Annotated in this window: 16 protein-coding genes; 8 read left to right on the top strand and 8 right to left on the bottom strand. The window is 71.0% G+C overall.

Annotation, left to right across the window (positions count from 1 at the left end; translation table 11 throughout):
- Positions 1-91 precede the first annotated feature (91 nt).
- The 4 genes from N798_RS06520 (at position 92) to ettA (ending at position 5,912) form a co-directional block, all read left to right on the top strand.
- The gene (locus tag N798_RS06520; protein WP_035947221.1) at positions 92-1,807 is read left to right on the top strand and encodes a dynamin family protein; all 1,716 of its coding nucleotides are present in this window, start codon (positions 92-94) and stop codon (positions 1,805-1,807) included.
- Positions 1,804-3,471 carry a YfjP family GTPase gene (locus N798_RS06515; RefSeq protein ID WP_035947219.1) on the top strand — a complete coding sequence of 556 codons (1,668 nt, stop codon included), beginning with the start codon at positions 1,804-1,806 and terminating at the stop codon, positions 3,469-3,471. The genes N798_RS06520 and N798_RS06515 overlap by 4 nt, the downstream gene beginning before the upstream one ends.
- 159 nt (positions 3,472-3,630) lie before the next feature.
- Positions 3,631-4,170, top strand: a complete 540-nt coding sequence (locus N798_RS06510) for a single-stranded DNA-binding protein (protein WP_052116990.1) — start codon at positions 3,631-3,633, stop codon at positions 4,168-4,170.
- Positions 4,171-4,229: 59 nt separating this feature from the next.
- Positions 4,230-5,912, top strand: coding sequence for an energy-dependent translational throttle protein EttA (gene ettA, locus N798_RS06505; protein WP_035947218.1), 1,683 nt, complete (start codon positions 4,230-4,232; stop codon positions 5,910-5,912).
- 27 nt (positions 5,913-5,939) lie between these two features.
- On the opposite strand, the gene thpR is transcribed toward ettA, so the two are convergent.
- The 3 genes from thpR to N798_RS06490 are packed head-to-tail and all read right to left on the bottom strand — an operon-like array spanning position 5,940 to position 7,966.
- Positions 5,940-6,524, bottom strand: coding sequence for an RNA 2',3'-cyclic phosphodiesterase (gene thpR / locus N798_RS06500; protein WP_035947299.1), 585 nt, complete (start codon positions 6,522-6,524; stop codon positions 5,940-5,942).
- Positions 6,525-6,572: 48 nt separating this feature from the next.
- On the bottom strand, positions 6,573-7,313 hold the full coding sequence (locus N798_RS06495) for a class I SAM-dependent methyltransferase (protein ID WP_035947217.1): 741 nt from the start codon (positions 7,311-7,313) through the stop codon (positions 6,573-6,575).
- A gap of 11 nt (positions 7,314-7,324) precedes the next feature.
- Entirely contained in the window at positions 7,325-7,966 is a 642-nt protein-coding gene (locus N798_RS06490; protein ID WP_035947216.1) for a TetR/AcrR family transcriptional regulator, read from the bottom strand.
- 71 nt (positions 7,967-8,037) lie between these two features.
- Between N798_RS06490 and N798_RS06485 the strand changes: the two genes are divergently transcribed.
- Positions 8,038-9,189 carry an acyl-CoA dehydrogenase family protein gene (locus N798_RS06485; protein WP_035947215.1) on the top strand — a complete coding sequence of 384 codons (1,152 nt, stop codon included), beginning with the start codon at positions 8,038-8,040 and terminating at the stop codon, positions 9,187-9,189.
- 95 nt (positions 9,190-9,284) lie between these two features.
- Here N798_RS06485 and N798_RS06480 read toward each other — a convergent pair whose 3' ends face one another.
- The 5 genes from N798_RS06480 to fabG form a co-directional block, all read right to left on the bottom strand.
- Positions 9,285-10,130, bottom strand: coding sequence for a hypothetical protein (locus N798_RS06480; RefSeq protein ID WP_052116989.1), 846 nt, complete (start codon positions 10,128-10,130; stop codon positions 9,285-9,287).
- A 184-nt stretch (positions 10,131-10,314) separates the two neighbouring features.
- Entirely contained in the window at positions 10,315-10,824 is a 510-nt protein-coding gene (locus N798_RS06475; RefSeq protein WP_052116988.1) for an SRPBCC family protein, read from the bottom strand.
- Complete coding sequence (locus N798_RS06470) at positions 10,821-11,180, bottom strand: ArsR/SmtB family transcription factor (protein WP_035947214.1); 360 nt, start codon at positions 11,178-11,180, stop codon at positions 10,821-10,823. Before N798_RS06470 ends, N798_RS06475 begins: the two co-directional genes overlap by 4 nt.
- 82 nt (positions 11,181-11,262) lie before the next feature.
- Positions 11,263-12,441, bottom strand: a complete 1,179-nt coding sequence (locus N798_RS06465; protein ID WP_035947213.1) for an acyltransferase family protein — start codon at positions 12,439-12,441, stop codon at positions 11,263-11,265.
- The gene (fabG, locus tag N798_RS06460) at positions 12,419-13,174 is read right to left on the bottom strand and encodes a 3-oxoacyl-ACP reductase FabG (RefSeq protein ID WP_035947212.1); all 756 of its coding nucleotides are present in this window, start codon (positions 13,172-13,174) and stop codon (positions 12,419-12,421) included. Before fabG ends, N798_RS06465 begins: the two co-directional genes overlap by 23 nt.
- 158 nt (positions 13,175-13,332) lie before the next feature.
- Between fabG and glgX the strand changes: the two genes are divergently transcribed.
- From glgX to treZ, 3 genes are read left to right on the top strand one after another with little or no spacing between them, the layout of a single operon-like run.
- A complete protein-coding gene (gene glgX, locus N798_RS06455) occupies positions 13,333-15,483 on the top strand; it encodes a glycogen debranching protein GlgX (protein WP_035947293.1) in 2,151 nt (716 codons plus the stop codon).
- A 5-nt stretch (positions 15,484-15,488) separates the two neighbouring features.
- On the top strand, positions 15,489-17,948 hold the full coding sequence (gene treY / locus N798_RS06450; protein WP_052116987.1) for a malto-oligosyltrehalose synthase: 2,460 nt from the start codon (positions 15,489-15,491) through the stop codon (positions 17,946-17,948).
- Positions 17,945-19,693, top strand: coding sequence for a malto-oligosyltrehalose trehalohydrolase (treZ, locus tag N798_RS06445; protein WP_052116986.1), 1,749 nt, complete (start codon positions 17,945-17,947; stop codon positions 19,691-19,693). The genes treY and treZ overlap by 4 nt, the downstream gene beginning before the upstream one ends.
- Positions 19,694-19,720 lie beyond the last annotated feature (27 nt).

Raw genomic sequence — 19,720 nt, 5'->3', positions numbered from 1 at the left:
GGCCACCCCTCTCCGTCCGCCTGCTGGAACTGCAGGTCAGCGCGTCGGCACGTCGGCGCGCAGGTGCTCGCCCTTTCGTTAGGCTGAGGCAGTGACGACATCGGAGGCGACCAGGGCGAGCGAGCTCGTCGAGGCCGTGACCGGGCTCCGGGACGCCGTCGCCGCCTCCTCGCTCCCGCTCCACACCCCGGGCCAGGCCCAGGGGCAGGCCGTGCGACGTGAGCTCATCCACCAGCTCGACGACTACGTCATACCGCGGCTGCGCTCCATCGACGCGCCCCTGCTCGCCGTCGTGGGCGGCTCGACGGGCGCCGGCAAGTCGACCCTCGTCAACTCGATCGTCGGGTCGGTCGTCAGCCGGTCCGGCGTGCTCCGGCCGACGACGACGAGTCCTGTGCTCGTGCACCACCCCGACGACAAGCGCTGGTTCGCCGACCAGCGCATCCTCCCGACGCTCGCCCGGGTGACCGGCAGCCCCACCGAGGAGACGCAGCCGGGCACCGTCCGCCTCGTCGAGTCGTCGAGCCTGCCGCCCGGGATGGCCCTGCTCGACGCCCCCGACATCGACTCGGTCGTCCAGGCCAACCGCGAGCTCGCCAACCAGCTCCTCGCCGCCGCCGACCTCTGGCTCTTCGTCACCACGGCCGCTCGTTACGCGGACGCCGTTCCCTGGGATCTCCTGCGCACCGCAGCCGAGCGCGGCACCTCCGTCGCCATCGTCCTCGACCGCATCGCGCCCGAGTCGGTCGACGAGATCCGGCCACACCTCGCGGGGATGCTGCGCGAGCAGGGCCTGCCGACCGCGCCGATCTTCACCGTCCCCGAGACCCAGCTGACCCCTGACGGGTCCCTCCCGCCCGAGGCGATGGGCCGGCTGCGGGCGTGGCTGGACGCGCTCGCCAGCGATGCCCGTGCTCGTGCGGTCGTCGTGAGCCAGACGCTCAAGGGGGCGATGGGGTCGCTGTCCGGTCGCACCGACGCCCTCGTCTCGGCCTCGATCGAGCAGGACCGCGCCGCGGAAGGTCTTCTCCGCGCCACCGACGAGAGCTATGCCGCCGCGACCCAGGGGGTCAAGGACGGCATGACCGACGGCACGCTGCTTCGCGGCGAGGTGCTCGCCCGCTGGCAGGAGTTCGTCGGCACCGGTGAGTTCTTCCGGCAGGTCGAGTCCACCCTGTCCAAGTGGCGCGACCGCGTGACCGCGGCGATCAAGGGTCAGCCGGCTCCGTCCGAGGACCTCGGTGAGGCGCTCCAGTCCGGGGTCGCCAACCTCCTCGTCTCGCACGCGTCCGCCGCCGCTGCCGACACCGCACGCGCGTGGCGGCGCCTACCCGGCGGCGAGACCCTCGTGGCGTCCTTCCCCGAGCTCGCGAAGCCGTCGCCCGACCTCGTGCCGCGCGTCGAGGCGCTGGTCCGCGAGTGGCAGGGCGAGGTCTTCGACATCGTGCGCAGCGAGGGGGGCAACCGGCGGACCAACGCGAGGATCGCGGCATACGGCGTCAACGCCATCGGCCTCTTCCTCATGCTCGTCTCGTTTGCGGCGACGGGCGGACTCACCGGCGCCGAGGTCGGCATCGCCGGCGGCACGTCGGTCCTCGCCCAGCGCGTCCTCGAGGCGATCTTCGGTGATCAGGCCGTCCGCGAGATGGCCGCCAAGGCTCGCAAGAGCCTCCTCGCGCGCGTCGAGACCCTGTATGCCGTGGAGCAGGGCCGCTTCGCCGAGGCTCTCGCGTCGCTGGGCGACGCAACCGGCCAGTCGGCTGCGCTCGAGCGTGCCGCGACCCGAGTTCGAGAGGTGTCTGCATGAGCCCGCTGCGCATGGGTGGCGCGAAGGTCGGCAGCGTCACCGGGGAGTCGCTCATGTCCGCATCGGGATCCCTTGAGAAGGCCCTCGCGAGCGGCGGCGACGAGCTTCCCGAGGCGCCGTCGACGCGGGCTCGCACCGTCGTCAGCAAGGTCGAGCAGCGCACCTCGATCGTCGGCGGCCACACCGTCGTCGCACTGGCCGGTGCCACCGGCAGCGGCAAGTCGTCGCTCTTCAACGCCCTCGTCGGTGACGACGTCGCGTCGGTGGGAGCCCGCCGGCCGACGACGTCGAGGCCCACGGCCGCCGTCTGGGGTGACGAGCCCGCCGGCCCGCTGCTGGACTGGCTCGACGTGGCGACCCGCCACCACGTCGCCGGCGACGTCACGGTCGAGGGGACGGTCGGCTCGCTCGACGGCCTCGTGCTGCTCGACCTGCCCGACTTCGACTCGCGCGAGACTTCGCACCGTGCCGAGGCAGAGCGGGTTCTCGACCTCGTCGACGTCTTCGTCTGGGTCACCGACCCGCAGAAGTATGCCGACGCGCGCCTCCACGACGACTACGTCGCCGCTCTTGCCACCCACGACGCCGTGACGGTCGTCGTCCTCAACCAGGTCGACCGCCTCCACGAGGACGACGTCGAGCGGTGCGTCGCCGACCTCAAGCGCCTCATGGCGCGCGACGGTATGCCGGACGCGACGGTCATCCCCACCTCGGCCCGCACCGGACGGGGGCTCGACGTCCTCGGCCAGCGGCTGAGCAACGCGGTGTCGGGGGCCAACGCCGCCCGCACCCGCCTCGCCGCCGACGTGCGCCAGGCGGCGACGGCGCTGCGCCCCGGCGTGGCCGACACCGAGCCCGTGGTGAAGGCCAAGGGCGAGGGCGAGCTCGTCGACGCCCTGGCCCGCGCCGCCGGTGTGCCCACGGTCGTCGCCGCGGTCGAGCGCGACTACCGCATGCAGGCCGTGAGCCACACGGGGTGGCCGTTCACTCGCTGGGTCCAGCGGTTCCGGCCGCGCCCGTTGCGCCGGCTGCGTCTCGACGATGGTCGAGGCGCGGTCACGGTGAGCGACGCCGACGTGCGATCGGTCCTCGGGCGTTCCTCGTTGCCACCGCCGACTCCCGCTGCTCGCGCCGCCGTCGACCTCGCGACCCGGAGCCTGGCCGACCGTGCGGGCTCGTCGCTGCCGACGCCGTGGGGTGACGCGGTCGACGCCGCCGCGGCCCCTCCCGGTCACGCGATGGCCGACGCCCTCGACCAAGCCGTCATCTCGACGTCGTTGCGCTCGCGCACACCGGTGTGGTGGCGAGTCGTCGGCATCGCCCAGGTCGCCCTCGCGCTCACGGCCGTGGCGGGGCTCGTGTGGCTCCTCGTGCTCATGCTGCTCGGCTGGCTCCAGTTCCCGAGCATCGAGACCCCGACGCTCGGGCCGCTGCCGTGGCCCTTCGTCCTGCTCGTCGGTGGCGTCCTCGCGGGGCTGCTGCTCGCCCTCGTGTCACGATTCCTCGCGGGCATCGGGGCGCGTCGCCGCGCCAGGGTCATCGACGGGCGCCTGCGCGAGTCGATCTCGACGGTCGCCGACGAGCGGATCCTCGCGCCCGTCACCGCGATCCTCGAGCGGCACCGGGCCACGCGCGAGCACCTCGAGACCGCCGCCAAGGTCTGACGGACCGCTCCCGAGCACGACCCGCCGTCCACAGGGTCGCCGTGAGGACGCCGTCGTCCACAACGACGTCTGGCGGGCGTTGCCGACGTCGGGCGACCCGCTGAGGCTGGTCGCAGTGCTCCGCCGCACGAGCAGAGCCCGACCAGAAGGGGACCACCCATGCAGGACACCACCGTCACCGTCCACGGACGCCTCGTCGCCGACCCCGAGATCTGCGTGGGCAAGAGCGGCCAGCCCTATGCCCGGTTCCGCATCGCCTCGACGCCCCGGCGGCCCGTTCAGGGTCAGCCCGGCGCCTACGAGGACGGCGACACCGCCTTCTTCACCGTCTACGCGTTCCGCAACCTCGGCGCCAACCTCGTCAAGTCGTTCCGCCGTGGCGAGCCGGTCATCGTCCACGGACGTCTTCGCGTGCGTGAGTACCAGCGCGACGACAAGTCCTACGGCACGTCGGTCAACATCGATGCGAGCGGCGCCGGCCACGACCTCAGCTGGGGGCAGGCGGTCTACGAGAAGGTCGTCAAGCCGTCGTACGGCACGGGCGACCGCATGGACGACGCCTTCGACGGCGAGGGGCCCGCGGAGGGCCAGTCGGACGGCAGCGGGAGCTTCGGCGACCCACAGCGCGACGACTACCTCCTGGCCGAGCGACCCACCGACGCGTCGACCGGCCCGCTGGTCGAGGAGCCCGCGGCCTGAGGGGGGCCAAGGGGCACAACCGATTCGGGGATGGGGCGGGCAGTCGTTAGCCTTGCCCCATGCCCGAGTTCATCTATGTCATGTCGCGCGCCCGCAAGGCCCATGGCGACAAGGTCATCCTCGACGACGTCACGCTGTCGTTCCTGCCCGGCGCCAAGATCGGCGTCGTCGGGCCCAACGGCGCCGGCAAGTCGTCCGTCCTCAAGATCATGGCCGGGCTCGACCAGCCGTCCAACGGCGAGGCGCGCCTCACCCCGGGCTACAGCGTCGGCATCCTCATGCAGGAGCCCGAGCTCAACGAGGAGAAGACGGTCCTCGGCAACGTCGAGGAGGGTGCGGGGGAGATCAAGGCCAAGCTCGACCGCTACAACGCCATCTCCGAGGAGATGGGCGAGCCCGACGCGGACTTCGACGCGCTCATGGCCGAGATGGGCAAGCTCCAGGAGGAGATCGACGCCGCCGACGCGTGGGACCTCGACTCCCAGCTCGAGCAGGCGATGGACGCCCTGCGCTGCCCGCCGCCGGACGCCGACGTCACCGTGCTCTCCGGTGGTGAGCGCCGTCGCGTCGCGCTCTGCAAGCTCCTGCTCCAGAAGCCGGACCTGCTCCTGCTCGACGAGCCGACCAACCACCTCGACGCAGAGTCGGTGCTCTGGCTCGAGCAGCACCTCGCGGCCTACCCGGGTGCCGTCGTCGCCGTGACGCACGACCGCTACTTCATGGACAACGTCGCCGGCTGGATCCTCGAGCTCGACCGCGGCCGTGCCTACCCCTACGAGGGCAACTACTCGACCTACCTCGAGAAGAAACAGGCCCGTCTCGAGGTCCAGGGCAAGAAGGACGCCAAGCTCGCCAAGCGCCTCAAGGAGGAGCTCGAGTGGGTCCGGTCCAACGCCAAGGCCCGGCAGACGAAGTCGAAGGCCCGCCTCGCCCGCTACGAGGAGATGGCCGCCGAGGCGGACCGCACGCGCAAGCTGGACTTCGAGGAGATCCAGATCCCGCCGGGCCCGCGCCTCGGCAGCAAGGTCATCGAGGTCAAGGACCTCAAGAAGGGCTTCGGTGACCGGGTCCTCATCGACGGGCTGTCGTTCTCGCTGCCGCGCAACGGCATCGTGGGCGTCATCGGCGCCAACGGCGTCGGCAAGACCACGCTCTTCAAGACCATCGTCGGCCTCGAGCCGGCCGACGGGGGCGTCGTCGACATCGGCGAGACCGTGAAGATCTCCTACGTCGACCAGAGCCGTGGTGGCCTCGATCCCAACAAGAACCTCTGGGAGACGGTGTCCGGCGGTCACGACTACATCCAGGTCGGCAACGTCGAGATCCCGTCACGCGCCTACGTCTCGCAGTTCGGCTTCAAGGGCCCGGACCAGCAGAAGAAGGCCGGCGTCCTCTCGGGAGGAGAGCGCAACCGCCTCAACCTCGCGCTCACCCTCAAGGAGGGCGGCAACCTGCTCCTCCTCGACGAGCCGACCAACGACCTCGACGTCGAGACCCTCAGCTCGCTCGAGAACGCGCTGCTCGAGTTCCCGGGCTGCGCCGTGGTCATCAGCCACGACCGCTGGTTCCTCGACCGGGTCGCGACGCACATCCTCGCCTACGAGGGCACCGAGGAGAACCCGGCGAGCTGGTACTGGTTCGAGGGCAACTTCGAGGCCTACGAGGCCAACAAGATCGAGCGCCTGGGCGAGGAGGCGGCTCGCCCGCACCGCGTCACCTACCGCAAGCTGACCCGCGACTGAGCGTCGGCACGCAGGGCTCCACAGGGCTCACGCGCGGCTGACGTCCGCGCCCAAGGGGCAGACCGCCACGGCTTCGTAGTGCGGTCTGCCCCTTCCCTCTCCCCGGTGGGAGACGAAGAGGGTGACCTCGTCGGCGGTCCAGGACGGGCCGGCATACGCATCCATGACGCGCAGCCAGTGGGTCGCCTCGAAGGGGCGGCGCACGCGCGCGAGGGTGAGGTGCGGGCGGTAGGCGCCGCCGGCCGGTGAGGCCCCGATGCGGCTGCATGCACGACGCACGCCGAGCGCGAGCGACTCCAGCCCGACGAGACCGGTGGGGGAGTCGGAGCGGACGTCCATCCAGACGACCCGGGCCTGGCTGGGGTCGGGGAACGTGCCGGCGCCGCTGAGCCGCAACGGGATCGGCTCGTGCTCCGCCGCCACCCGAGCGACCTCCTCGGCGATGTCGTCGAGCAGGTGGGCCGACACGTCACCCATGAACGCCAGCGTCACGTGCCACAGGTGGGACGGCGTCCAGCGCAGGTCGGACTGGACGTCGCGCCGGGGCTCGACGAAGCGTTCGAGGTCGGCGTGGGCGTCCGGGGGCGGCACGACCGCGGCGAAGATGCGCACGGCGTCATTGTGCGGTGTCGCCGACCGCGGCATGTGCGGTGGGCGGGGTCAGGCGGGGCCGCCGACCTTCGTCGCCGCGACGAAGACAGAGCTGCCGAAGGGCAGGTCCACACGGCGGCGGAGGAGGGATTCATCGACCTTCGTCGCGGCCAGGAGGGCGTGGTGCAGCGCTCGCGGCACCCGGGGCACCTCGACGACGTCGACCGCGCTCGTGTGCTTGCGCTCCTTGAGCAGGCGGGCGAGCCGCTCCGCGAGGAAGCCGGGGAAGACAGACGTGAAGCCGTAGGTCGCGCGCTCGACCCGGAAGCCCGCGCGCTCGAGGGCGGACACGGCCTGGCGCTTCGTGTAGCGGCGAAAGTGGCCGTTGGCGACGTCGAAGTCGGTCCACGCCCACTGGTAGGCCGGCACTGCCATGAGGAACGTGCCGCCCGGCTGGAGGACCCGTGCCACCTCGGCGAGGGCGTCGGCCTCGGGGTCGCAGTGCTCGATGACGTCGAAGGCCGACACCATGTCGAAGCTGCTGTCGGCGAACGGGAGCGAGAGCGCCGACCCGCACACGCCGTTGCGCCCGAGCCCGCGCGGGTCGATGTCGAGCGAGGCGAGGTGGCGGGTGCCGTCGTGCAGCCAGCCCGCGCTCGGCCCGTCGGCGCTGCCGATGTCGAGCACTGTCGTCCGGCCTTCGGCATAGGTGCTCAGCGCGGCGTGGAGCAGGTCGGTGCGCGCGAGGTACCACCAGTAGTCGGGCTGTGCGATCGACGGGGAGCCCCCGTGTCCTCCGGCGTCGGTCATGGTCGGGAAGCCTAGCGGCGTGCGACGAGCCTCACTGCGAGGTCCCCGTTGGTGCGGGCGATGTCGTCCGGCGTGCGCCGGATTTCGGGGGAGTACCAGCGTGCGACGTCGACGGCCATCGACAGCAGGGCGAGCGCGGTGCTCGGGATGTCGTCGACCTCGAACTCGCCCGACGTCACGCCGTCGGAGAGCACACCGCGCACGACCTTGTCGATCTCGCGACGCAGCGAAAGAACGGTCTCGCGGTGCTCGGGGGTGAGGTGGCGGAACTCGTACTGGACGATGCGGCCGAGCTGGTGGTGCTCGGCGTGCCACTTCGAGAAGCCGCCGATGATCGAGCGCAGTGCGTCGGTCGGGGAGTCGGCCGCGCTGGCGGCGGCGACGAGCTGGTCTCGGGCGGTGCGGTGACCGCGGCGGCTCAGCTCGAAGAGCAGGTCCTCCTTGGACGTGAAGTGCACGTAGACACCAGCGGGCGAGAGACCCGCCCGGGAGGCGATGTCGCGGGTAGTCGTCGCGTGGAAGCCCTTGTCGGCGAAGGCGTCGGCCGCGGCCATCATGAGCCGCACGGCCGTGGCGCCCGCGGTGTCGCCCGAGTCCTCAAGGGTAGCGAGGATGCTCTGCTCCGACAGTGGAGCGCCTGTGGTGGCCGACATGTTGACAGCATGCCTGACGCGCGTGAAACTAAGCAAGCGCTTAGTCAATCGTGTTCCTGCTGAGGAGAGCCATGCCCCGCAACCTCTACGACGACGACCACCTCGCCTTCCGCGAGTCGGTCCAGGAGTTCGTCGACCGCACCCTCAAGCCGCGTACCGAGCAGATGCTCGAGGCCAAGAGCATCGACCGCGACATCTGGCTCGAGGCGGGCAAGCAGGGCCTCCTCGGCCTCGACATCCCCGAGGAGTTCGGTGGCGCAGGCGCCGGCGACTACCGCTTCAACGCCATCTCGGCAGAGGTGATCTCCGGCTTCAACGCCGCGACCTCGTCGTGCTTCGGCATCCACAGCGATGTCTGCCCGCCCTACATCGTCGACCTCGGCACCGAGGAGCAGAAGCAGCGCTGGCTCCCGCCGATGGCCGCCGGCGAGAAGATCTGCGCCATCGCGATGACCGAGCCGGGCGGTGGCTCCGACCTCGCCGCGCTCAAGACGACCGCGGTCCGCGCCGAGGACGGCGACGGCTGGATCCTCAACGGCTCCAAGACCTTCATCACCAACGGCTACCAGGCCGACCTCGTCATCGTCGCCGCCCGCACCGACCCGAGCAAGGGCGCCAAGGGCATCTCGCTGCTCATGGTCGAGGACGGCATGGAGGGCTTCACCCGCGGCCGCAAGCTCGACAAGGTCGGCCAGGAGGAGTCCGACACCGCGGAGCTCTTCTTCGAGGACGTCCGCGTCCCCGCCGAGAACCTCATCGGCGAGGAGGGCATGGGCTTCGTCGCGATGATGCAGCGCCTGCCGCAGGAGCGCGTCGGCGCCGCCGTCTCCAACGTCGCGCACGCCAAGGCGATCCTCGAGGAGACCATCGCCTACGCCAAGGAGCGCAAGGCCTTCGGCCAGCCGATCGGCGCGTTCCAGCACAACAAGTTCAAGATCGCCGAGCTCGTCACCGCGATCGAGGTCGCCGAGGCCTACGTCGACGACTGCGTCGCGGCCCACGCCGAGCACAAGCTCTCGGCCGTCGACGCCGCCAAGGCGAAGTGGTGGAGCGCACAGGTCCAGAACGACGTCCTCGACGAATGCGTCCAGCTCCACGGCGGCTACGGCTTCATGAACGAGTACCGCGTGGCCCGCGCCTGGCGCGACGCTCGCGTCACGAAGATCTGGGCCGGCTCGAACGAGATCATGAAGGAGCTCATCGGCCGCGACCTCGGCCTCTGAGCGTTCGGCCCCCGCTCCCAGCCCGTCGAGAGGAGAGAACACGCCGCGTATGCCGTCCGGCATGCGGCGTGTTCTCTCCTCTCGACTGCTTGTGGTCAGGTGATGAACAGCGTGGCCAGGTCGAGGCCGAGCATGACGGCCACAACCTCGAGGGTGTTCCTGCGTCGAGGCGCGCGGTAGACGTCCTCTGCGAAGAGCTCCCGCACCCGCCACCCGTGACCCTCAAGGAGGTGACGCCGGCCGGTATCCGCGCTTCGGCGCGCGATCTCGGCGTGGTGGGCGCCCTGGTACTCGGCGACCACCCGCTCGGACCTCCAGACGAGGTCTCCCTCCGCGAGGAACTCACCGGCGTCATCCACGATGACTCCGCCCACCTCCGGCTCGGGGAACCCGGCGTGGACGAACATGAGCCGGGCCCTCGTCTCCATCGGCGAACGAACCCGAGGCCGGACGGTCTCCAGTGCCTGCGCCAGCATGACCTTGCCGCGCGGCCGCACTCGACCGTGCAGGGCCGTGTGCAGAGCCCGGGTCCCTGCCGAGGTGTGCGCCCCGGAGCGGACCTGCTGGCCTGAGGCGTTGTCGATCCGGGCGACCGCAGCGTCGCCCAGGACGACGAGGTCGTCGACCGTCAGTCGTCCGCGTCGAAGCTCCCCGACGTCGACCCACGTGTGCGCGGGGTCGACGACCCGAACCCCGTCGAGAAGGGTGGTGGCCCGGATCTCGAGTCCTCGATGACCGACGCACCCTTCTCTCCGAACCTGTCCGTCGTCGGTGCAGGCCATCACGTGGAGAGGACCCGTGTCGGCCTCGTGCGCCAGTCCGCTCGGCAGCGGTAGACCCAAGAGGCGGGCAGCCGTGAGGTGGGAGAAGGCACGGGCGGACGGCATACCCACGGCGAAGGCCGCAGCACGTTCCGCCAGGGTGACGGGTGCCTCGACCACGTGGACACCTCGGGTGGGATGGGCCAGACCTGCGCGGCGCAAACGCGTGGTGGGAACGCCGAGGTCGCGGGCTCGGGCCGTGCTGAACGGTCCGGCCGCGAGCTCGTCGGGAAGGGGTCTCGCGTGCACCTGCCGAGAATGGCCGGACTCGGCGATGTGGCCGCGCGGTCCTCTCGACTGGTCCTCAGCGGGCTTCGCCCGTGAGCTCGGCGAGGACGTCGTCGATGGCGTCGTAGCTGCTCTGGAGGCCGTGCTCCATGCCGGAGTCGATGACGGCCTGCACCGTCTCGGGGGAGTCGTAGGTGATGACCGCCCGCAGGGTCGTCCGTCCGTCCTCCTCGGTGTAGGTCGTGTCGATGACCGAGTAGCGGCTCTCGATGTTGTCGAAGCGCTCGGTGTGGACGATGTGCCCGGGCCGGTCGATCGAGCGGTAGTGGCCGGAGAAGGAGATCTCCTCGCCGGTGGAGTCGGCGCGCTGGGCGAAGTGCCAGGCGCCACCCTCGCGCAGGTCGACCTCGCACACGGTCATCTCGCCGTGGCCGGCGCCCCACCACCGGCGGATGTGCTCGGGGTTGGTCATGGCCTCGAAGACGAGGTCGGCGGTGGCGGGGAAGGTGCGGGTGATGACCATCTCGGAGCCGGAGGTCGTGATGGTGGCGCGCTCGTGGGCGCCCGTGGCGGCAGTCGTGCTCATGACGGGTTCTCCTTGGTGGTGCCCTCGGTCGAGGGGTGGTGCTGGATGGTGGCGAGGTAGTCGCCGAGGTGGTCGAGCTGCTGCTCCCAGTGCGTGCGGTAGAGCTCGAGCCACGACGTCGCGTCCTCGAGGGGCGCGACCGAGATGCGGCAGTGGCGCCGCTGCCCATCCCGGCTCTTCGTGACGAGCCCGGCCTTCTCGAGGACCGTGAGATGCTTCGAGATGGCGGGCAGGGACATGTCGAACGGCTCGGCGAGCTCGCCGACCGTGGCGTCCCCCGAGGAGAGCCGGGCCAGGATGGCCCGCCTCGTCGGGTCGGCCAGGGCGGCGAACGTGGTGCTGAGCGGATCGGCCATAGCAATTAACGTAGCGGTTAATTAACCAATCAGTCAAGAATTTGGGAACATGTATGCCACCATGCCCCGTCCCGCGGCCGAGTCACCTCTGGGCGGGCTTGCGTCCGGCAGGTTGGCGTCCTGGGCCCCGACGTGCCGGACGCAAGGGGTGGGGAAGGACGAAGAGCCACGGTGCGTGCAGCCGTCGACCGAGCCACCACAGGCCGAGCGGTCCGAGCACGCCGGCGACGGACCCGACGACCATGTGGACGGTGAGGTCCGTGACGCCGGCGACCGTGAGGAGCTTGCGGGCCATGTCGGTGAGGACGATGTGAGCGAGGAAGATCTCGAGCGAGCGCTCGCCGAGGAACGCCAGCGGCCGCCCGACCGCCCGTCGGCCGATGCTGCCCGACAGGGCGAAGACGCCGAGGCAGAGCGCGATGGAGGTGGGGACGCCCCAGGCGAAGGCCCAGAGGGTGCGCGGACCCATCCACGACGTCGGGGGCATCGGGTCCGTGAGCCAGAGCGCGGCGGCGCCGGCACCGATCCCGACCAGCGCGACCCACCGTGCGCGCGCGGAGCGGGTGAGGGCGGCCACCCGCTGGCGTCCGGCGAGCAGGCCGAACCACACGAACGCGAGCAGTGCGAGGCCCTCCATGAGCACCCACGGACCGGTCCAGCCCCAGGCAAGCAGGGAGCCCACGGCGACGACGACCGACGACACGACCGCCTTCGCGCGGCTGCTCCACGGCCTCACCAGCGCACCCACGACCGTGACGAGGACGAGGAACCCGAGCCACCATAACGGCCCGTCGGCGACGAGCAGGGCGTGCAGCCGGTCGCCGACGAACCCGTCCCAGCGTCCGGCCACGACCTCGGGCTCGACGGCGTCGACACCCTCCTCCGCCGCCTGGGCCGCCACGTCGGTGAAGCGACGGGTCACGCCGAAGAGGACGGTCCACACGGCATACAGATAGGCGAAGAGGGTGACCCGGGACCGGATGTAGGCGCGCGGTCCGTGCTTCTCGACACCGGGTCGAAGGAAGACGCCGAGCAGCACGGCGAAGATCGTGAGGTGCCACGCGTAGAACGCGTCGTCGACCTCGAGGACGGCCGGGGACGTGCGCGGCACGAGGTCTGCCGAGGTCAGGCCGCGCAGGACGTGACCGACGACGATGGCGAGGATCGCGATGCCGCGGGCGACGTCGAAGGCGCGGTCCCGTGCGGGCGCGGCCCCTCGCGCCGGTGCGTCCTCGCGCTCAGTCGAGCGGGCCTCCGGCAACGTAGATCACCTGGCCCGAGACGAAGCCCGCCTCCTCGGAGCAGAGGAACGAGATCGTGGCGGCGATGTCGTCGGGCTGGCCGACGCGCCCGACCGGCGTCTGCTTCGCGGCACCGGCGAGGAAGTCCTCGAAGGACACGCCCATGCGCTCGGCCGTCGCGGCCGTCATGTCGGTCTGGATGAAGCCGGGGGCGACCGCGTTGGCCGTGACGCCGAACCTGCCGAGCTCGATGGCGAGCGTCTTGGTGAAGCCCTGGAGCCCGGCCTTGGCCGCCGAGTAGTTGGCCTGGCCGCGGTTGCCCTGGGCCGACGAGGAGGAGAGGTTGACGATCCGGCCGAACGTCGAGGCCGTCATGTGGGCCTGGCAGGCCCGGGTCATGAGGAACGCACCGCGCAGGTGGACCGCCATCACCGAGTCCCAGTCGTCCTCGGTCATGCGGAAGATGAGGTTGTCGCGGATGATCCCGGCGTTGTTGACGAGCACGACCGGCGGCCCCAGCTCGTCGGCGATGCGCGCCACGCCCGCCTCGACCTGCTCGGCGTCCGAGACGTCGATCCCGACCTCGATGGCGGACCCACCGGCCTCGCGGATCGAGGCGGCGACCACCTCGCAGGCGGCCTCGTCGAGGTCGGCGACCGCGACGGCATACCCGTCCTTCGCGAGGCGTCGCGCCGTGGCGGCGCCGATCCCGCGAGCGGCTCCGGTGACGACGGCGGTACGGGTCTGGGTCACGGGCGTGTCCTTCGGAGGTCCGGGAGTTGGGTAGGTTGACGTACTGCGCGAACGATACCCAGCCAGCTCGATCGGCCCGTCTCCTCGCGCGACGCGGGCCGTCGTCGTCCCGTGAGGAGTGCACACGTTTGACCCGGAACACGACGATGGAGGCGGCCATGGAGATCTGGCCCGGTTCGGCATACCCCCTTGGTGCGACCTTCGACGGCAGCGGAGTGAACTTCGCGCTCTTCAGCGAGGTGGCCGAGGAGGTCGAGCTCTGCCTCATCGACGATGACGGCACCGAGACCCGCATCGAGATGCCCGAGGTCGACCACTTCGTGTGGCACGCCTACATCCCGAGCCTCCAGCCGGGGCAGCGCTACGGCTACCGCGTCCACGGGCCCTACGCGCCCGAGGAGGGGCACCGCTGCGACCCGAGCAAGCTCCTGCTCGACCCCTACGCCAAGGCGATCGAGGGTCAGGTGAGCAACGACCAGTCGCTCTTCTCCTACGACTTCCTCGACCCGGAGAAGCGCAACACCGACGACTCGCTGGGCAAGACGATGCTCAGCGTCGTCATCAACCCCTTCTTCGACTGGGGCCACGACCGCCCGCCGCGCCACGAGTACCACGACACCGTGATCTACGAGGCGCACGTCAAGGGCCTGACGATGACGCACCCCGACCTGCCGGAGGAGATCCGGGGGACCTATGCCGCCATCGGCCACCCGGTCATCATCGAGCACCTCAAGGAGCTCGGCGTCAACGCGATCGAGCTCATGCCCGTGCACCAGTTCGTCCAGGACACCTCGCTCCAGGCCAAGGGCCTGACGAACTACTGGGGCTACAACACCATCGGCTTCCTCGCGCCGCACAACTCCTACGCCCAGGGCCAGCGTGGGCAGCAGGTCACCGAGTTCAAGGCGATGGTCAAGGCGCTGCACGAGGCCGACATCGAGGTCATCCTCGACGTCGTCTACAACCACACCGCCGAGGGCAACGAGTTCGGGCCGACGATCTGCTTCCGCGGCATCGACAACGCGAGCTACTACCGCCTCGTCGACGACGCCAAGCAGCACTACTACGACACCACGGGCACCGGCAACAGCCTGCTCATGCGCAACCCGCACGTCCTCCAGCTCATCATGGACTCGCTGCGCTACTGGGTCACCGAGATGCACGTCGACGGCTTCCGCTTCGACCTCGCAGCCACGCTGGCCCGCCAGTTCCACGAGGTCGACAAGCTCTCGGCGTTCTTCGACATCATCCAGCAGGACCCGGTCATCTCCCAGGTCAAGCTCATCGCCGAGCCGTGGGACGTCGGCGACGGCGGCTACCAGGTCGGCAACTTCCCGCCGCTGTGGACGGAGTGGAACGGCAAGTACCGCGACACCGTGCGCGACTTCTGGCGCGGTGTGCCGGCGACGCTCGGCGAGTTCGCCTCGCGCATCACCGGCTCGAGCGACCTCTACGAGCACAGCGGCCGCAAGCCCATTGCCTCGATCAACTTCATCACCGCGCACGACGGCTTCACGCTGCGCGACATCGTCTCCTACGACGAGAAGCACAACGAGGCCAACGGCGAGGACGGCAACGACGGCGAGTCGCACAACCGCTCGTGGAACCACGGCGTCGAGGGCCCCACCGACGACCCCGACATCCGGGCGCTGCGCCAGCGCCAGCTGCGCAACTTCCTCACCACCCTGCTGCTCTCGCAGGGTGTGCCGATGATCAGCCACGGCGACGAGATCGGCCGCACCCAGCAGGGCAACAACAACGTCTACTGCCAGGACAACGAGCTCTCGTGGGTCGACTGGGAGCTCGGTGAGGAGCAGCTCCAGCTGCTCGAGTTCACCAAGGCGGTCGTGAAGCTGCGCCAGAACCACCCGGTCTTCCGCCGCCGCCGCTTCTTCGCGGGGTCGGCCGACCACGGCGGCGAGTCGACCCTCGGCGACATCTACTGGCTCCAGCCCTCGGGTGAGCCGATGGACGAGGGCGGGTGGAGCGGCGACACGCTCCAGTTCGCCATGTGGCTCAACGGCGGCGCCATCCACGAGCCCGACCCGCGCGGCCAGCCCATCACCGACGACGACTTCCTCGTCCTCTTCAACGCCGACGCCGAGGAGGTGGCCTTCACCCTGCCGTCCGCGACGTGGGGCGACCGCTGGCTCACCGAGATCGACACCTGCGCCGACATCGTCGACCCGGGCTGGCGCGACGCCGGTGCGCAGGTGACCGTCGGTCCGCGAGCGGTCGTGGTCCTGCGGTGCCCGCGCGAGGAGATCACGGCAACCGTCGGCGCGGCGACCTCAGAGCGAACGGCCTGATCCGTATGCCGGCCGCCCCCGTCGTCGTCGGACCCTCCGACCGCGCCGTGCCCACCTCGACCTACCGGCTCCAGGTCCACGGTGGGTTCGGGTTCGACGCGGCGGCGGAGCAGACGGCATACATCGCGTCCCTCGGGGTCTCGCACCTCTATCTCTCACCGATCCTCCAGCCCGCGCCGGGGTCGACCCACGGCTACGACGTCGTCGACCACACGCGGCTCAACGAGGAGGCCGGTGGGCGCGAGGCGTTCGACCGGCTCGTCGCCGCGGCGCACGCGGCGGGGCTGGGGATCGTCGTCGACGTCGTGCCCAACCACATGACCGTTCCGGACGCGACGTGGCGCAACGCGACCCTGTGGTCGCTGCTGCGCGAGGGCCGAGGGTCCGAGGCGGCCCGCTGGTTCGACGTCGACTGGGACGCGCAGGAGGGGCGGCTGCTCATGCCCGTCCTCGGCGGGTCGCTCGAGGACGCGCTGGCCGCGGGCGAGCTGACGGTGGCACGCGACGGCGGGGCCGGCGGCGACGAGACCGTCCTGCGCTACTACGACCACGAGTACCCCGTGGCTGCCGGGACCGAGGACCTGCCGCTCGCGGATCTCGTTGCAGCACAGCCCTACCGGCTCACCTTCTGGCGCGACGGTGCGACCGACCTCAACTACCGGCGGTTCTTCGACGTGACCTCGCTCAAGGCGGTGCGGGTCGAGGACCCCGACGTCTTCGACGCGACGCACGCGCTGCTGCTCTCGCTCCATCGCGAGGGGGCGGTCGATGGCTTCCGGATCGACCACCCGGACGGGCTGGCCGATCCCGGCGGCTACCTCGCGCGGCTGGCCGACGAGACCGGCGACGCCTGGGTCGTCGCCGAGAAGATCCTCGAGGGCGAGGAGCAGCTGCCGGAGTCCTGGCGCTGCGCTGGGACGACCGGCTACGACACGCTGCTGCGGGTCCAGCAGGTGCTGACGTCCGACGCCGGCGACGAGGTGCTCGACCGCCTGTGGGCCGAGCACGCACCCGAGGGCCGGGAGGCCCTCGACGACGTCGTCCTCGAGTCCAAGCAGCTCGTCGTCGAGACGGTGCAGGCGGCCGAGGTCAACCGGCTGCTGCGCCTCGTGCACCGATGCCACCCCGGGCTGCATCCGGAACTCGCCCGCGAGGCTCTGGGCGCGCTGCTTGTCGCGATGGACCGCTACCGCGCCTACGTCGTGCCGGGTGGCCTGGTCGACCCAGCACAGCGGGCGGTCCTCGACGGCGCGGCTGAGCGAGCTCGTGGTCTGTTGCGGGCCGCCGCGCACCCCGACCTTGACCTGATCGTGGCGCTGGCCCGAGGCGAGGCGCCCGAGGGGGCTGATCGCACCCTGGTCGACGACTTCGTCGTGCGGTTCCAGCAGACGTGTGGACCGGTCATGGCCAAGGGGATCGAGGACACCGCCTTCTATCGCTGGTTCCGCCTCACCGGTGCGAACGAGGTCGGCGGTCACCCGTCGCACCTGTCGATCGGGGTCGACGAGTTCCACGCGTTCGAGGCGCGGCAGCTCGCGACGTGGCCGACGACGATGACGACGCTCACGACGCACGACACGAAGCGCTCCGAGGACGTGCGAGCCCGGCTCATGACGGTGGCCGAGTCGGCACAGGACTGGGCGACGTGGGTGCAGGCCGCGTCGGACCTCGCTGCTGGCTCCCGTGGGCCGCTCGTCGACCCGGCGACCGAGTACCTCGTGTGGCAGACCGTCCTCGGCGCGTGGCCGATCTCGCCCGACCGGATCGAGGGCTACGTCCTCAAGGCGGTCCGCGAGGCCAAGGACCACACGGCGTGGGTCGACGGCGACGCCGACTACGAGGCGGCCGTCGTCGCCTTCGCCCGCGCCGTGGCCGCCGACGACGCCTTGGGCCGGCACGTCGAGTCCTGGCTGGCGGACCATGCGGCGTCGGGGCGCGCCAACGTGCTCGCGCAGAAGCTGCTCCAGCTCGTCGCGGTCGGTGTGCCCGACGTCTACCAGGGTGCCGAGCTGCAGGCGCTGACGCTCGTCGACCCCGACAACCGCGGGGCGGTCGACTACGCCGAGCGACGTGCTCGGCTGGAGCGGCTCGACGCGGGAGAGCGTCCGCGTGACCTCGACGACGAGAAGCTGCTCGTCACCACCTCGGCCCTGCGGGTGCGCCGCGAGCGGGCTGAGGCCTTCGTGGGCTCCAGCTCGACCTATGACCCCGTCGCCACGACCTCCGCCCACGCGCTCGCGCTGGCCCGTGGCGACGGCTCCGGACCGCAGGTCGTCGCCGTCGTGACGAGGGAGGCCGACCGGCTGGCCACGAGCGGTGGCTTCGGCGACGCGACGGTCTCCCTGCCCGACGGGATGTGGAGCAACCTGTTGTCCCACAGCGGATCCGAACACTTCAGTGGTGAGGCTCCGCTGGGTGAGGTGCTCGGCGATCTTCCCGTCGCGCTCCTGAGGAGGCAGTCGTGATCGAGGTGTGGGCGCCCGGGGCGCGCACGGTCGAGATCGTCGTCGGTGCTCCCGGCGAGCCTCCCGAGCGTGCACCGATGGTGCGCGACGACCGCGGCTGGTGGCGCTGGGAAGGCGAGCGGCCGGCATACGACGTCCTCGACTACGCCTTCGTCATCGACGGCGAGGAGCCCGCGCTGCCCGACCCGAGGAGCGCGTGGCAGCCGCACGGCGTCGACGGGCCGAGCCGCACCTTCGACCCGAGCGCCCACGAGTGGCGGGACGCGGGTTGGCGCGGACCGCGCGACGGCGCCGGCACGCTCGGCGGGGTCGTCTACGAGTGTCACATCGGGACGTTCACGGCCGAGGGCACCTTCGACGCCGCGGTCGAGCGGCTCGACCACCTCGTCGACCTCGGTGTCGACGTCGTCGAGGTCCTCCCGGTCGCTGCCATCCCGGGGCGCTGGGGCTGGGGCTACGACGGCGTCGACCTGTATGCCGTCCACGACGCCCTCGGTGGACCGGCCGCCTTCCAGCGGTTCGTCGACGCCTGCCACGAGCGCGGGCTCGGCGTCTGCCTCGACGTCGTCTACAACCACCTCGGGCCGAGCGGCAACTACCTCGGGCGCTTCGGGCCCTACTTCACGCAGTCGCACATGACGCCGTGGGGTCCGGCGGTCAACCTCGACGCCCCGGGATCGCACGAGGTGCGCGCCTTCGTCGTCGAGAACGCGTTGCGCTGGCTGCGCGACTTCCACGTCGACGGCCTGCGGCTCGACGCCGTCCACGCGCTCGTCGACGAGGGGGAGCGGCACCTGCTCGCCGAGCTGGCCGACGCCGTGGCGGACCTCTCGGCCGAGCTCGGGCGACCGCTCGACCTCATCGCCGAGAGCGACCTCAACGACACGTCGATGGTCACCCCGACGGCCGAGGGCGGGTTCGGGATGACGGCGCAGTGGGCCGACGACGTGCACCACGGGCTGCACGTCGCGCTCACCGGCGAGACGCAGGGCTACTACGAGGACTTCGGCGGCGGCACGCGCACCCTGCCCGACGGTGGACCCCTCGACGTGCTCGCCCACGTGCTCACCCGCGGGTTCCTGCACGACGGGTCGTGGTCGACCTTCCGGGGTCGGGAGTGGGGCCGCCCGGTCGACGTCGACGCCCTCGACGCACGCCGGCTCGTCACCTACCTCCAGACCCACGACCAGGTCGGCAACCGCGCGACCGGAGACCGCATCTCGGCCGCGATCCCTCCTGGGCGCGTGGCGATCGGGGCGGCGCTCTACCTGCTCGGCCCCGGCACGCCGATGGTCTTCATGGGTGAGGAGTTCGCGGCGTCGACGCCGTGGCAGTTCTTCACCGACTTCACCGACGAGGGCATGGCCGAGGCGGTCCGAGCCGGGCGGCGGGCCGAGTTCGCGGCCCACGGCTGGTCCGAGTCCGAGGTGCCCGACCCGCAGTCACGCGCCACCCGCGACGCCAGCGTCCTGCGCTGGGACGAGCTGTCGTCGGAGCCGCACGCCTCCCTGCTGCGTTGGTACCGCGACCTCATCGCGTTGCGCCGCAGCGTCATCGGCACGTCGGAGACCCGCTTCGCGGACGTCATCTGCGTCGTCGAGGACGGCGGCGACACGTTCGTCATGACCCACCGCGGCATCGAGGTGCGCGCCGACCTGGCCCACGACACGGTGACCGTCACGACAACGGGCGTGGAGTCAGGAACAGCGGCGGACTGCATACCGACGTCCCTCACCTATCCCTGACTTATTGCGCAGGAGCGACATGCGCCG

The organism is Knoellia flava TL1 (genome assembly GCF_000768675.1).
Classification (GTDB): Bacteria; Actinomycetota; Actinomycetes; order Actinomycetales; family Dermatophilaceae; genus Knoellia; species Knoellia flava.
Note: the sequence above shows the minus strand (reverse complement) of the source record. Positions and strands in the feature narration are given on the sequence as shown.

What these genes read in the sequence shown, in the direction of transcription:
- glgX (WP_035947293.1), top strand. Translation starts at nt 13,333, where the DNA reads ATGGAGATCTGGCCCGGTTCGGCATACCCCCTTGGTGCGACCTTCGAC.
- N798_RS06510 (WP_052116990.1), top strand. Translation starts at nt 3,631, where the DNA reads ATGCAGGACACCACCGTCACCGTCCACGGACGCCTCGTCGCCGACCCC.
- ettA (WP_035947218.1), top strand. Translation starts at nt 4,230, where the DNA reads ATGCCCGAGTTCATCTATGTCATGTCGCGCGCCCGCAAGGCCCATGGC.
- N798_RS06475 (WP_052116988.1), bottom strand. Translation starts at nt 10,824, where the DNA reads ATGAGCACGACTGCCGCCACGGGCGCCCACGAGCGCGCCACCATCACG.
- N798_RS06485 (WP_035947215.1), top strand. Translation starts at nt 8,038, where the DNA reads ATGCCCCGCAACCTCTACGACGACGACCACCTCGCCTTCCGCGAGTCG.
- N798_RS06490 (WP_035947216.1), bottom strand. Translation starts at nt 7,966, where the DNA reads ATGTCGGCCACCACAGGCGCTCCACTGTCGGAGCAGAGCATCCTCGCT.
- N798_RS06515 (WP_035947219.1), top strand. Translation starts at nt 1,804, where the DNA reads ATGAGCCCGCTGCGCATGGGTGGCGCGAAGGTCGGCAGCGTCACCGGG.
- treY (WP_052116987.1), top strand. Translation starts at nt 15,489, where the DNA reads ATGCCGGCCGCCCCCGTCGTCGTCGGACCCTCCGACCGCGCCGTGCCC.
- N798_RS06495 (WP_035947217.1), bottom strand. Translation starts at nt 7,313, where the DNA reads ATGACCGACGCCGGAGGACACGGGGGCTCCCCGTCGATCGCACAGCCC.
- N798_RS06470 (WP_035947214.1), bottom strand. Translation starts at nt 11,180, where the DNA reads ATGGCCGATCCGCTCAGCACCACGTTCGCCGCCCTGGCCGACCCGACG.